Origin of the sequence: Sphingomonas sp. PP-CE-1G-424, from assembly GCF_004341085.1 — a bacterium.
Lineage (GTDB): Bacteria > Pseudomonadota > Alphaproteobacteria > Sphingomonadales > Sphingomonadaceae > Sphingomonas.
Map to the genome: position 1 here is coordinate 1,115,014 of NZ_SLXW01000001.1, position 13,214 is coordinate 1,128,227.

General features: G+C 65.7%; 14 protein-coding genes. 9 read left to right on the forward strand and 5 right to left on the reverse strand.

Translation table 11 applies throughout. The features are described from left to right. The first annotated feature begins 9 nt into the window (after window positions 1–9). The 4 genes from C8J43_RS05180 to C8J43_RS05195 are packed head-to-tail and all read left to right on the forward strand — an operon-like array spanning window position 10 to window position 2,043. Window positions 10–297 carry an AbrB/MazE/SpoVT family DNA-binding domain-containing protein gene (locus C8J43_RS05180; RefSeq protein ID WP_133029952.1) on the forward strand — a complete coding sequence of 96 codons (288 nt, stop codon included), beginning with the start codon at window positions 10–12 and terminating at the stop codon, window positions 295–297. Next, window positions 294–674 carry a type II toxin-antitoxin system VapC family toxin gene (locus C8J43_RS05185; protein ID WP_133029953.1) on the forward strand — a complete coding sequence of 127 codons (381 nt, stop codon included), beginning with the start codon at window positions 294–296 and terminating at the stop codon, window positions 672–674. The genes C8J43_RS05180 and C8J43_RS05185 overlap by 4 nt, the downstream gene beginning before the upstream one ends. Next, on the forward strand, window positions 671–1,570 hold the full coding sequence (locus tag C8J43_RS05190; RefSeq protein WP_133029954.1) for a DMT family transporter: 900 nt from the start codon (window positions 671–673) through the stop codon (window positions 1,568–1,570). The genes C8J43_RS05185 and C8J43_RS05190 overlap by 4 nt, the downstream gene beginning before the upstream one ends. Beyond that, window positions 1,567–2,043, forward strand: coding sequence for a GNAT family N-acetyltransferase (locus tag C8J43_RS05195; RefSeq protein WP_133029955.1), 477 nt, complete (start codon window positions 1,567–1,569; stop codon window positions 2,041–2,043). Before C8J43_RS05190 ends, C8J43_RS05195 begins: the two co-directional genes overlap by 4 nt. Window positions 2,044–2,165: 122 nt before the next feature. Here the strand turns inward: C8J43_RS05195 and ppa are convergent, their stop codons facing one another. The 3 genes from ppa to C8J43_RS05210 all read right to left on the reverse strand — a co-directional run bounded on the left by ppa (window position 2,166) and on the right by C8J43_RS05210 (window position 5,468). Next, complete coding sequence (gene ppa, locus C8J43_RS05200; protein WP_056053185.1) at window positions 2,166–2,744, reverse strand: inorganic diphosphatase; 579 nt, start codon at window positions 2,742–2,744, stop codon at window positions 2,166–2,168. Between the two features lie 74 nt (window positions 2,745–2,818). Further along, window positions 2,819–4,732, reverse strand: a complete 1,914-nt coding sequence (locus C8J43_RS05205) for a M61 family metallopeptidase (RefSeq protein WP_133029956.1) — start codon at window positions 4,730–4,732, stop codon at window positions 2,819–2,821. A gap of 82 nt (window positions 4,733–4,814) precedes the next feature. Beyond that, window positions 4,815–5,468, reverse strand: coding sequence for a DUF1345 domain-containing protein (locus C8J43_RS05210; RefSeq protein ID WP_060525921.1), 654 nt, complete (start codon window positions 5,466–5,468; stop codon window positions 4,815–4,817). Window positions 5,469–5,517: 49 nt separating this feature from the next. On the opposite strand from C8J43_RS05210, the gene hisS reads away from it, so the two are divergent. From hisS to C8J43_RS05230, 4 genes are all read left to right on the forward strand, one after another. Then, window positions 5,518–6,774, forward strand: a complete 1,257-nt coding sequence (gene hisS, locus C8J43_RS05215; RefSeq protein ID WP_243645409.1) for a histidine--tRNA ligase — start codon at window positions 5,518–5,520, stop codon at window positions 6,772–6,774. Beyond that, complete coding sequence (prfA, locus tag C8J43_RS05220; RefSeq protein WP_056053173.1) at window positions 6,771–7,844, forward strand: peptide chain release factor 1; 1,074 nt, start codon at window positions 6,771–6,773, stop codon at window positions 7,842–7,844. The genes hisS and prfA overlap by 4 nt, the downstream gene beginning before the upstream one ends. A gap of 84 nt (window positions 7,845–7,928) precedes the next feature. After that, window positions 7,929–8,789, forward strand: a complete 861-nt coding sequence (gene prmC, locus C8J43_RS05225; protein ID WP_133030054.1) for a peptide chain release factor N(5)-glutamine methyltransferase — start codon at window positions 7,929–7,931, stop codon at window positions 8,787–8,789. Between the two features lie 256 nt (window positions 8,790–9,045). After that, entirely contained in the window at window positions 9,046–10,305 is a 1,260-nt protein-coding gene (locus tag C8J43_RS05230; protein ID WP_133029957.1) for a DUF4167 domain-containing protein, read from the forward strand. 258 nt (window positions 10,306–10,563) lie between these two features. On the opposite strand, the gene C8J43_RS05235 is transcribed toward C8J43_RS05230, so the two are convergent. Continuing rightward, window positions 10,564–10,842 (reverse strand): hypothetical protein, encoded by a 279-nt coding sequence (locus tag C8J43_RS05235; RefSeq protein ID WP_056053166.1) that lies wholly within the window; start codon window positions 10,840–10,842, stop codon window positions 10,564–10,566. 74 nt (window positions 10,843–10,916) lie between these two features. Here C8J43_RS05235 and C8J43_RS05240 point away from each other — a divergent pair, with 74 nt between their 5' ends. Next, window positions 10,917–11,348 carry a CBS domain-containing protein gene (locus C8J43_RS05240; RefSeq protein WP_133029958.1) on the forward strand — a complete coding sequence of 144 codons (432 nt, stop codon included), beginning with the start codon at window positions 10,917–10,919 and terminating at the stop codon, window positions 11,346–11,348. Between the two features lie 13 nt (window positions 11,349–11,361). Here C8J43_RS05240 and C8J43_RS05245 read toward each other — a convergent pair whose 3' ends face one another. Next, entirely contained in the window at window positions 11,362–12,849 is a 1,488-nt protein-coding gene (locus tag C8J43_RS05245; protein ID WP_133030055.1) for a lipopolysaccharide biosynthesis protein, read from the reverse strand. Window positions 12,850–13,214 lie beyond the last annotated feature (365 nt).

Sequence of the window (13,214 nt, forward strand, 5' to 3'; positions counted from 1 at the left end):
GAGGTGATCATGACCTATCACGCTAAAGTCGTCAGTGGGCAGATCGTCCTGCCTCCCGAACTGCGCCGCGATGCAGGGATCGAAGATGGCGACTCGCTGGTCATCGAGCTCAACCCGGACGGCGGCCTGACGATGAAGACCTATGCGCAGGTCGTGCGCGAGGTGCAGTCCGAGTTTCGGTCGATGGCCAAGCCTGTCGATCGTAATTTGGTCGATGAACTGTTGGCGGACCGTCGCGCTGATGCGGTCCGCGAGAACGCCGAGATCGAGGACTGGCGGACACGGCATACCGCGTGACCGTCGTTTTCGACGCATCGACCATATTGGCGATCCTGAAGAACGAAGCCGGTGCAGATGTCGTGATCGAGCATGCGCGCGGCGCGATGCTGTCGAGCGTCAATCTGGTTGAGGTACGCAGCAAGTTGTTCGAGATCGTGTCCGACGTCGATGCGGTGATGGCGAACCTCGATCGTCTCGAGATCGTGATCATGCCCTTCACCGCAACGCAGGCGAAGATCGCCGCGGATCTGTGGCCTGTGGTCAAAGGCAAGAACGTGTCGATTGCCGACCGGGTCTGCCTGGCCTTGGCGATCGATCAGGCCGCGACCTTGTGGACTGCGGACAAGGATTGGGTGACGCTCGGTCTTGATCTGGATATCCGCCTGTTCCTATGACCTCTCGCATCGTGTCGCCCGCTTTAGCCTTCGCGATCGCCGCGCTCGGCATCGGACTGTTCTCCATGATGGATGCGGTGATGAAGTCGCTGGTCCTGGCGATCGGCGTCTATAACGCGCTGCTGTGGCGGCAGATGATCAGCGTCGGGCTCGGTGCGGTCGCGTGGAAGCTCGGGAACAGCGGGCGGCCGAGCGGGCGGGCGCTCAAGCTGCATCTGGCGCGCGGGCTGGTGACGACGGCGATGGCGGTGCTGTTCTTCTGGGGGCTCGCACGCGTGCCGATGGCGCAGGCGATTTCGCTGACCTACATCGCGCCGATCCTCGCGCTGTTGCTCGCCGCGGTGACGCTGGGCGAGCGCGTCGGGTGGAAGACGTTCGTCGCGTCGATCGCCGCGCTTGGTGGCGTGCTGGTGGTGGTGATCGGGCAGGGGCGCGAGGTGCCGGGGCCCGAGACGTTGCATGGGACGCTCGCGATCCTCGGCTCGGCGGTGCTGTATGCGGTCAACCTCGTCATCGCGCGACTGCAGAGCCAGGCGGCGCGGCCGGGGGAGATCGCGTTCTTCCAGGCGCTCGTCATCACCGCGACGCTGGCGCTCGCCGCGCCTTGGCTCGCGGTGGTGCCTGAGGCGGTGCAATGGCCGAAGCTCATACTCGCCGCTGGGCTCGCGACCGCGTCGTTGTGGCTGCTTGGCTGGGCCTATGCGCACGGCGATACCGGGTTCCTCGCGACCACCGAATATACCTCGTTCGTCTATGCGGCCGTGCTGGGTTTCCTGGTGTTCGGCGAGCGGGTATCGGCGTTCACGCTGGCGGGTGCGGCGATCATCGTCGTCGCGTGCCTGTACGCGGCGCGGCGGCGTGACATCGCGCAGACATCGATCGAGGCTAGTGCATGACCGTCATCCGTTCCGCCACCGCTGCCGACGCTGGCACGATCCTGCGCTTCGTCCGCGAGCTCGCCGCGTTCGAGCGCGAACCGGATGCGGTCAAGGCGACCGAGGCCATGCTGGACCAGGCGTTGTTCGGGGAGCGGCCTGCCGCGGAGGCCGTGATCGCAGAGACCACGCAAGGGCCCCTCGGGTTTGCACTGTTCTTCCACAATTTCTCGACCTGGACCGGCAAGCGCGGGCTGTACCTGGAGGACCTGTACGTCACACCGGAAGCCCGCGGGCAGGGGGTCGGCGGTGCGCTGCTGTCGCATCTGGCCGGCATGGCGCTCGATCGCGGCTGCGCGCGGTTCGAATGGTCTGTGCTCGACTGGAACGCCGATGCGATCGCGTTCTATCGGAAAGTCGGTGCGGTCGGGATGGAGGACTGGACGATCCAGCGGATGTCCGGGGATGCGCTGCTCAGGCTGGCGGGGCGGTAGCCCTATCGTCATGCCGGACTGGTTCCGGCATCCACCGCTCCGCACACTCGATGGTTTCGATCGTGCGGAACGGTGGACCCCGGAACAAGTCCGGGGTGCCGAGGCCTGCGTAACGGCGGCGCTTACCGCCCTGCGGCGTCGTCCGAATTCATCGGCTCCTTGCCCTTCGCCTTCTCGGCCTCATAGCGCTCGATCGCCTCGATCGTGACGCGCTTGGCTTCCTCGGCATCGCCCCACTTGCCGACGCGGACCCACTTCGTCTTCTCGAGGTCCTTGTAGTGCGTGAAGAAGTGTTCGATCTGTTCGAACACGATTTCGGGCATGTCGGCACGCTCGCCGATGTTGGCGTAATACGGGAACACCGCATCGACCGGCACGCAGACCAGCTTCTCGTCGCCGCCGGCTTCGTCTTCCAGGTTCAGCACCGCGATCGGCCGCGCGCGGACGACGCAGCCCGGGATGAACGGCGAGCGCGCAATCACGAGCGCGTCGAGCGGATCGCCATCGGGGCTCAGCGTGTGCGGCACGAAGCCGTAGTTCGCCGGATAGCGCATCGGCGTGTGCAGGATGCGATCGACGAACAGCGCGCCCGATGCCTTGTCGAACTCGTACTTCACGGGCTCGCCGCCGGTCGGCACTTCGATGATGACGTTCAGGTCCTCGGGCGGGTTCTTGCCGGTCGGGATGAGATCGATACGCATGGCGGTCCTTTCGATATGACGATGCCGGCGCTTCTCGTCAGGGAGAGCCGCCGGCACCGATAGATTTCAAAGGCTCAACGCGGCGTCAGCAGCTTGTCGAGCCCGCCTTCCCCTGTACCGACCTTCTGAAGGCGCGGATAGCGCGGCCCGTCATGGTAATCGAGCGTGATGTCCCGGAATCGGTCGTTGTTCTTCACAGTCAGGCGAATCGGCGCCTTCGTTCCCCGTGCTGCGAGGATCGCCGCCTTGATCCGATCGGACGAATAGGCCTCGCTATTGACCGCCTCGATTTCGGTGCCGACGTCGAGGCCGGCCTTGAACGCCGGGCTGTCCCAGATCGACGTGGTGACCACGCCCTCCTTGTTGATCACCAGCCCTAGCGAATAGCTGACGTCGGTGCCGCGGGTCTTCTCGACCTGCTTCAGATACGGGCTTTGCTCGGGGCCGTAGACCAGCTTGTAGCCGTTCATCGCGAAGCCGTTGATGGGGGCAGGCTTGCCCGTCTCGGTCAGGCGGGTGTTGAGGAACGTCGCCCAGTCATAGGGGACGATGCCGTTCAGCGTCTTCGCCACGTCGGCGAAGGTGTAGGTGAGTTCGCCGTAATCCCCGTCGCGGACGCCGAAGAAGGCCTTGGCGAAATCGTCGATCGACTTGGTCCCGCCGGACTTCTGGCGGAGCATCGCGTCGACCTCCATCCAGACCATCAGGCCCTCGTTGTAGTAATCCTCCGAGCGCTGCCAGCTGGTCCAGCCCTTGGGCTTGCGTGCCGAGATCACCGGGTCATTCGTCGTGTCGATCAGCGGGCGCCATTCGCGACCCTTGGCGCTGTCGTAGATACCCAGGATCGCGGCATAGCCGTCGAGCGTGTCCTGCTTGCTGACCAGCCCCGAGCGCGCCTGGAGCACATAGCCCCAGAACTGCGTCTGGCCTTCGTACACCCACAGCAGCGAATCGCGCATCGGTGTGCGGAAGTCGGGCGTCCACAGGTCCGCGCCGCGGCGGAACTTGCCGTCCCAGCTATGCGTGAACTCGTGCGGAAGTAGATTTCGCGCAGCGGAGGTCGTGTCCCACTCCGTGAAATAGCCCGGCTTCACGCCGTTCTCGGAACTGCGATGATGCTCGAGGCCGATCCCGCCGAGCAGATCGCTGATCGACAACAGGAAGTGGTAGTGATCGTAATGCTGCGCGCCGAAGGTCTTGGCGGCCTGGTCGACGAGGCGCTTGTGCGCGTCGATCTGTTCGGGCTTGGCGGCGAGCTGGTCGGGGCTGTCGGCGAAGACGTCGAGATCGACCTTAGGGCTGAGCGGCCAGACCTTGCCGTACTTGCCCGCCAGCGTCGGCGAATCGACGAGGATCTCGTAGTTGGTCGTGTCGTAGCTGTAGGTCGAGCCCGAGACCTTGGCGGGCACCGCACCCGCGGCGGTCCAGCCGGTCGGATACTGCACGGTCATCTTGATCGGGATCTGGCGCGTAAAATAGCCGGCGGGATAAAGGCTGACGAGGTTCGGTTCGAGGCTGATCATCGTCGGCGTCATCACCACGCGGCCCTGATCGCCCTTGGTCGCGGAGACGAACTGGAACTCGGCGACGAGGGTCTTCGCACCGGTCGGCACGTCGATATGGAAGGCGAACACGTCGACCGGATCGCGCGTCCAGGGGACGATCCTACCGTTCGCGCGGATCACGAGGCCGGCGAGCTTCTCGATCTCGCCGCGCGGGGAATGCGCGCCGGGCAGCCACTTCGGATACAGCAACGCCATCGGGCCCGACTTGGCGACCGGAATGGTCTGCTTCACGCGAAAAATGCCGCGCTCGGTATCGGTCGCATCGACGTCGAGCAGCAGCGTGCCCGGATAGGGCGTGTCGACCGCGTCGGGGATGGTGTCGACGAACGGCACCGGCTGCGGTGCGGTGTTGCCCGCTGGGACCTGCGCAAATGCAGGGGCGGCGGACGCGAGCAGGGATGCGACGAGAAGCGTGCGGATCAAGGAAGGGCCTTCCGGCTGAGAGACGATGACCCGAGGTGTAATCGCGATAAAGGGCAGCCGTCCAGTCCTTTACCCGGTACCCTCAGCCAGCACTCCCGAGCACGTTGATCGTGAACGCCAGCACGCCGATGTTGAACACGAACGCCGCCATGCACTGCCCGAGCGCGGCTTTGCGCACCCGGCGCGAGGTGATCTCGACGTCCGAGGTCTGGAACGTCATCCCCAGCGTGAATGCGAAATAGGCGAAGTCCCAGTAATCGGGCTCGTCGCAACTCGGGAAGTCGAGGCCCTTCGCGTCTTTCCCGTCCGGATCGTCGACATAGAACAGATGCGCATAGTGCAGCGTGTAGATCATGTTCGAGAACAGCCACGCGAGCGCTAGCGTCGAGATCGTCAGCGCGATTCCGACCGCGTCGTTCTTGCCCTGCAGTTCCTTCGCCACCGCGACCAGGATGACCAGCATGATCGTCCCGCTGAACCCGAGCAGCACCGCACGGTTGGCGTCGTTCTCTTCCGCCGCGCGGCGCATCCGGGCGGCGGTGGCGTTGCGGAACAGCGTCGAGACCGCGATCAGGAACACGACCGCGGCGACGTCGAACGCCGCCATCGTACCGCGCCCGAGCCCGAAGCGCGGGATCAGCGCGGCGAGGCCGATCGCGAAGACCAGCACGAACAGGATGAAGCGCGGCGGGGCAACGCGTTGGCCGAGGCCCCAATATCTGGGTTTGTCGTTCATGCCACAGCGCTAGCGCTTAGCGGGGACGTCGCCTAGATACGCGCGCATCATGGCTAAGATTGAAACCCCGCGCCGCATCCGTGGCACCCAGGACATTTTCGGTGACGAGCAGCGCCGGTTCGCACATGTCCTGTCGACGTTCGAACGCGTGCGGGCGCTGTATTGCTTCCAGCGCGTCGATATTCCGGTGTTCGAATCCACGGCGGTGTTCGCGCGCTCGCTCGGCGAGACGACCGATGTCGTGTCGAAGGAGATGTACACGTTCGAGGATCGCGGCGGGGACTCGCTGACGCTCCGCCCCGAGTTCACCGCCGGCATTGCGCGCGCCTATCTGACCGAAGGCTGGCAGCAGTTCGCGCCGCTGAAGCTCACCACCAGCGGCCCGGTATTCCGGTACGAACGCCCGCAAAAGGGGCGGTTTCGGCAATTCCACCAGATGGACGCCGAGGTGATCGGGGCGGCCGAGCCGGCGGCGGACGTCGAACTGCTCGTGCTGGCGGACCAGCTGCTCCGCGAACTCGGCATTTCCGAGGGCGTGACGTTGCAGCTCAACACGCTGGGCGACGCGGCGACGCGCGATGCCTGGCGCGAGGCGCTGGTCGCGCATTTCGAGGCGCATCGCGGAGAGCTGTCCGAGGACAGCCTGACGCGGCTCGAAAAGAACCCGATGCGGATCCTCGACTCGAAGGACCCGCGCGACCGCCCGATCGCCGACAGTGCGCCGGATATCGACGCGTATCTGACCCCCGAGGCGCGCGCGTTCTTCGAGGCGGTGACCGCCGGGCTCGATGCGGCGGGTGTCGCGTGGGAGCGCAACGCGCGGCTGGTGCGCGGGCTGGATTATTACCGCCACACCGCGTTCGAGTTCGTGACCGACCGGTTGGGATCGCAGGGCACCGTGCTGGCGGGCGGCCGGTATGACGGGCTGATCGGGTCGCTGGGCGGTCCGGAGACGGCCGGCGTTGGCTGGGCTGCGGGTGTTGAGCGGTTGGCTATGTTGTTGGCAGAACCGGCAGCAGACCAACCGGAAATCGTCGTTGTTGCAGAAGATGCAGACTATGAAAGTACAGCGTTTCGCGTTCTTTATGAGTTGCGTTACAAACATTTTTCCGCCGAGGCGGTCGCTTCTGGCAGTGCGGCCAAGCGTTATAATCGAGCGGTTAAACTTAATCCCCTTTTAATAGTATCATTCTCCAAGCGTAACGGGGCTCGTACGACCCAATACAGTCGCGGCGGAGGTATGACTAAGGCGCGGTTGGAGCAGGCACAGGACATAGTGCGAAAATTAATTGAACAGGGCGTATGACCCAGATCTCCCCCGACCGCATCCGCGCGATTGAGGCGCGGCGTGACGAGCTGCAGGCGCTGATGTCGACCGGCGATCTCCCCTCGGACCGCTTCGTCGCGGTGTCGAAGGAATATGCCGAGCTCGAACCCGTCGCCCAAGCCGCAACCGAAGTGCGCCGGTTGCGGCAGGAGGCGGAGAGCCTCGCGTTCATGGCCGAGGATGCCGACGACGAACTCCGCGCGATGGCATCGGACGAATTGCACGAGAACCGCACGTTGCTCGAGACCGCGGACCGCAAACTCGCGCTCGCGCTGTTGCCGCGCGACTCCGCCGACGAACGCTCGGCGATGCTCGAGGTCCGCGCCGGCACCGGTGGCGACGAGGCGGCGCTGTTCGCGGGCGACCTGTTCCGGATGTACCAGCGCTATGCCGAATCGCAGGGCTGGCGGGTCGAGATGATCTCGGGCTCGTCGTCCGACGCGGGCGGCTTCAAGGAAGTCGTCGCCAGCGTCACCGGCCAGGGCGTGTTCGCCAAACTCAAGTTCGAGAGCGGCGTCCACCGCGTCCAGCGCGTGCCGACCACCGAGGCGGGCGGGCGGATCCACACCTCGGCTGCGACCGTCGCGGTGCTGCCCGAGGCAGAGGAGGTCGACGTCAAGATCGACGACAAGGACCTGCGCATCGACGTCTATCGTTCGTCGGGCCCGGGCGGCCAGTCGGTCAATACGACGGATTCGGCGGTGCGAATCGTGCATATCCCGACCGGGCTGACGGTGATCCAGCAGGACGAGAAGTCGCAGCACAAGAACAAGGCCAAGGCCCTCCGCGTGCTGCGGACACGGCTGTACGAGGCGGAGCGCGACCGGTTGCACGCCGAGCGGGCGGGCGCGCGGAAGTCGATGGTGGGGTCGGGGGATCGCTCGGAGCGGATCCGGACGTATAATTTCCCGCAAGGCCGCGTGACCGACCACCGCATCAACCTGACGCTCCACCGCCTGCCGGAGATCGTTGCGGGCGAGATGGACGAACTGATCGGCGCGCTGGTCGCACAGGACGAAGCGGACCGCCTGGCGCAGCTGGATGGCTGAGCGTTCCCCAGCCGCAACGGCATTCCCCTCCCGCTTGCGGGAGGGGTTAGGGGAGGGGTGTCCCACAAACGCCGCCGCCCGGTGATGACCCCTCCCCCGATCCCTCCCGCAAGCGGGAGTGGAGCAGTGAGTGCAGCGCTCGCCACCGCCGCTGCGCGGTTTGCCTTCTCCGCCACCCCGCGCCTCGACGCGGAACTGCTGATGGCGCATGCGCTCGGCGTCGAGCGCAACGCGATCCTTCTTGACCCGGATCGCTACGCCGTCCCCGACACCTTCGCCGCGCTCGTCGAACGCCGTCTCCGCCACGAGCCGATCGCCTACATCACCGGCACCCGCGGCTTTTGGTCGATCGACCTCGCCGTCGGCCCCGGCGCACTCGTCCCCCGCGCCGACAGCGAAACCCTCTTGATCGCAGCCCAGGCGCACTTCGCCGGCCGCGCGCCCGCAACAATACTTGACCTCGGCACCGGCCCCGGCACGCTGCTCCTCGCCGCGCTCGACGAATGGCCCGCAGTAGGCCTCGGCGTCGACTATTCCCCCCAAGCGCTCGCCTACGCCCGCGCCAACGCCGCAACCCTCGGCATGGCCGACCGCACCCACTTCATCCGCGGCAGCTGGGCCAGCGCGATCGTCGGCCAGTTCGACCTGATCCTCGCCAACCCGCCCTACATCGCCACCGACGAACGCCTCGCTCCCGAAGTCCACGACCACGAACCCCACGCGGCACTGTTCGCCGGCGCAGACGGGCTGGACGACTACCGCATCCTCGCCGAACAACTCCCCGCCTTGATCGCCCCCGGTGGCGCGGCGGTGATCGAGATCGGTTCGACGCAGGCCGCCCCCGTCACCGCGCTGCTCCAGGCGCAAGGTCTGCAGGTCGCGCTCCATCACGACTATGGCGGCAACGCGCGTGCGTTAGTGGCAACCCACGCCCCCGCGACTTGAACAATATGGCGCTAAACCTCACATTTCGCTTGTAGTAGGTCCCTTGCGGACGCTATCACGCGGGCAGGGGCACGCACTCTCGACGATTGGTCGGTTTAGAGCGATGACCCGCATCCTTCGCTTTGAGGTCGCTGCAGTCCGGCGGCCCTGGCAAGTTCGACGCACCGATCTCGTCTAGATCGTCGGTGCGCGACGGGGGTTTGCACCGCATTTCGGAGCACGACCAGATTTTGGTTCGACGACTGAGGACACAAGCTTGATCAACAACCGGCAAGCCGGCCGCCGTCGCGGTCGTGGCAACAATAATAATGGCGGCGGCGGTAGTGGTGGCGGTCAACGCCAGGGCGGCGGCGGCGGCCAGGGTGGTCGCGATACCGGCAACCGCATCGACAGCCGCGCGCGCGGCAACGCGAGCCAGCTGTACGAGAAGTACAAGAACCTCGCGCGCGACGCGCAGCAGCAGGGCGACCGCGTCAACATCGAATATTACCTCCAGTTCGCGGACCATTATTTCCGCGTCCTGAGCGAAACCCGCGCCCGCTTCGAAGAGAGCCAGCCGCAGGCGCAGCAACAGCCGCGTCGCCAGCAGCCGTTCGATCTCGACGGCGACGACGATTACGGCGACGAGGGCGAACCGATTCGCTCCGGCGAGCAGCAGGGTACGCCCGAGCAGGCTCGTGGCGAGCAGAATGGCGGCCAGCAGAACGGCCAGTACCAGAACGCGCCCCGTCAGAATCGTGAGGGCCAGGCTCGCGACAACCAGAACCGCGAGGACCGCCCTCAGCGTGACGATCGTCCGCAGCGCGAAGAGCGTCCGCGGTACGAAAACAACCGCTACGAGGGCCAGCGTAACGACGGTCAGCGTAACGAGGCTCAGCCCCGCAACGAGGGCCAGCGCGAAGACCGCGTCCGTGGCGACAACCCGCGCAACCAGCGCAACGCCCCGCGTGACGTCCAACCACGCGACGACCGCAACGGCGAGGAGCAGGGCCAGGCTCGCGAAGCGCAGGCGCGTGAGACCCATCAGCGCGAGCAGCAGCCCCGCGACGAGCAGGTCCGCGAGCCCCGCAGCGAGTACCGCGACACGCCCCAGCGCGAGACGGTCCGCCGCACGCCCCGCGTGAGCGCACCGGTCGCCAACGCCAACCAGGATTCGGAAGCCGATGCGGTTCGTTCGGTAAACGAGCCCACCGAGCAGGTGGCGCAGTCGACCGAAGCCGTCGAGACGACGATTCCTGTCGCCACGACCGAGGAGCAGCCCCGCCGTCGCGGTCGCCCGCGCCGCGATCGCAGCCTCGATGCCCCTATCGCGCAAGATCAGGGCGGGCAGGACGAGCACGCACCGACCGCGTTCGATGCGGATCGCCTGCCGCCGTCGCTCGGCATCTCGGCAACGGTCGCCCCTGCACCATTGCCTGCGCCCGCAGCCGAAGCGGCTCCTGCCGACACCGCTGCCGAAGAAAAGCCCCGCCGCCGCCGCGTTCGCGCGGTACCGGACGAAGTTCAGGCTGGCTGAGCCTCGCACCGACGTCGGTCCGAGGATTGAAAAAAAAGGCCGGTACCGCTTCGCGCGGTGCCGGCCTTTTTTTTCGTCGGGATTTTCCGGCAGGGGGATGGCTAATCGCCTCCCCCACCCGCTTGCGGGAGGCGGCTGGGGGGTGGGCTCGCGCCATCCGCGTCCCCACTGGTCAAGACCGCGTGCCCACCTCCGGCCCCTACCGCTCACGGGAGGGGGAAGACAGTGCGCGATTTTAGCGCCCGCTTTCCGTCCCCCTCAGTCGATCCTGGTCACGTCCTCGTCGTGGCCACTACCCGAACTGAGAAACGCGAGCCCCATCAGCAGGCCGGCCATCATCACCGATCCGCCGACGCCGCCGATCACCGCCAGCATCGTCACCAAATGCAGCGGCCCTTGGATATGCGCCATCGCCGCGATGATCGCCGCGACGCATACTGCGGCCGCCAGCACCATCCATGCCATGATGGCCCGAAACCGCGCCCAGGCAAACGCCGCATAGTCAGGGTCGTCCAGGCCGGGCGGTAGGTCGCTCATCGCTTCCCATTGCCGCGCAAACATGGTTTCTTCAATCTACGCGCTACGAAGACGCAAGAGATGGAGAGGCGAACATGACGATCGCGGCAATCCTGAGCGGCAAGGATGCAGGGGACGTCCTCTCGCTCCACCCCGATTCGACGGTGGCGGACGCGGTGGCGTTGCTCGCGGAAAAGCGGATCGGCGCGGCCCCAGTGCTCGAGAACGGCCAGGTGGTCGGCATCTTCTCCGAACGCGACGTCATCCACTGTCTGCAATCGGACGGTGCCGCCGCGCTGGCGCGTCGGATCGGCGACGTGATGACCACCGCGGTGAAGTCGATCGGCCCCGCCGAGTCGGCGATCGGCGCACTGTCGTTGATGACCCAGCGCCGGATCCGTCATCTGCCGGTGATCGACGGCGACACGCTGGTCGGGTTCGTCTCGATCGGCGATCTCGTCAAATACCGCATCGACCGGATCGAGGCGGACGCCGCGGCGATGCGCGAGTATATCCAGTCGGCGTAGCCTAGGCGCCAGACTAGGCGGGAAGCGGCTGTTTCCGGGCGATCGCGATCACCTCGCGGATCGTGGCGCGTGCGAAAACCAGCATCCAGCTTGCGTATACCGCCGCGCCGATCGGCACGAGTATCGCCAGCCGCCAGTGCGCGTCGAGCGGGGGCAGCGTGCGGTCGACCAGCCCGACCACCAGCGCCATCGCGATTCCCCCGAACGCTGGCGCGGCGACCGCGGCAGCGACGTCGCGCGCGCGCACGCCGATCACCGGCAGGGTCCGCCACGCGCTGATCGACAGATATAGCGGATAGGCGAGGATCCAGGCGACGCCCATGCCGGTCGGTCCCCAGTGCACGCCGACCAGGAACGCGCTGGCGAGAATGATCGCGCCGGTCGCGCCGTTCCGCACGCCGATTCCTGGGCGACCCCGCGCATCGGAGGCCGGCGTGAACAACACCTGCAACGTCATGAACGGCATCGCGAGCGCCAGCAGGTGCACCACCGGGGCGGTCTCGCGCCACTTCTCGCCGAGCATCGTCAGCACCAAGGGCTCCGCTGTCGCCGCCAACCCCATGTAGAACGGCATCGCGACGATCATCACCATCCGCACGCCGCGCACGAACGCCCGGCCGATCGCATCCGGATCATGCTGCATTCGCGCATAGGCGGAGAAGGCGACCTCGTTCAGCGGCGGCACGAATTTCGAGACGAAGATCTGCGTCAGGAACAGGCTGGTGGTATAGATGCCGAGCGTGTGCGGCGAAAAGCTGCGTCCAGCGATGAAGACGTCGGCCTGGCTTTGGAGGAACCAGAACAGCTGGCTCGCGGCCATCACCCCGCCATAGCGCGCGATCGTCCCAGCCCCACGAAAATCGAAGCTCGGCCACACCAGCGAGCGCGCCGACCACGTCATCATTGCGCCGCGCACGCTGAACAGCACGATCGGCGCGAGCACCAGCGTCCAGACGCCCAGACCGTACATCGCGCCACCCAGCGCTGCGCTGGCCGATGCGACCGATGCGGTGATGTTAGCCTTGGCCTGGTGGCGAAAGTCCATAGCGCGCGACAGCAGGGCATAGGGAAGGGCGATGAACGGCGTCGTCAGATAGAGTAGCGCCTGGACGCGCAGCATGTCGCCGACGATCGGTTGCCGATAATAGGCGGCGGCGAGCGGGGCTAGCGAGAGCTGGGCGATCGCAAGCGTCACGTTCAGCACGATCAGCATTCCGAACAGCTGCCGGACTTCGCGGTGGCTGATCTCCTTTTGCTGGATCAGCCCGCTCGCGAGGCCATAGCCATTGAGCATCGCCATGAAGGTGAGAACCACCTGGCACATCGCGAACAGCCCGTAATCTGCTGGCGCGAGAATCCGGATCACCAGGAAGGTGGCACTCCATTGCACCAGTTGCGCGACGATCTGGCTGCCCGAGCGCCAGATCAATGCGCTCCGGACTTGTCCGGCCAGCAAGGGCTGATCGTCGGCCGGCATCGATGCAGGAGTCGCGGTATCCATCGTATCGGGCATGTAGCGATATGCCCCTTCACAACGGATTAAGGCGAGGCCTTAAAAGGGTTGCGCTACCGGGAATGGGCTGAGCCACTGCGGTACTGAGGAAAAACAGCTCATATCCAACGCTCTAGCTATCACTCGTTCGGAGGCTGTGGGCGTCATAAACGCGTCAGCCGGCAGAAATTGCCACAAATGTGAAAGATTGTGTTTGACGCGAATCGGAACCCCGCCTAGAGGGGTGTCACCGCAGCGGAGTGCCTCACCGGCTTCTGAAGCGGTCGCAAAAAACCAGATGCTCCAAGCTTTCCGAGAGGAGGGTTATGCGAGTGTCGGTATTTTTGTCGGCTCTTTGACATTGTAGGTTAAGA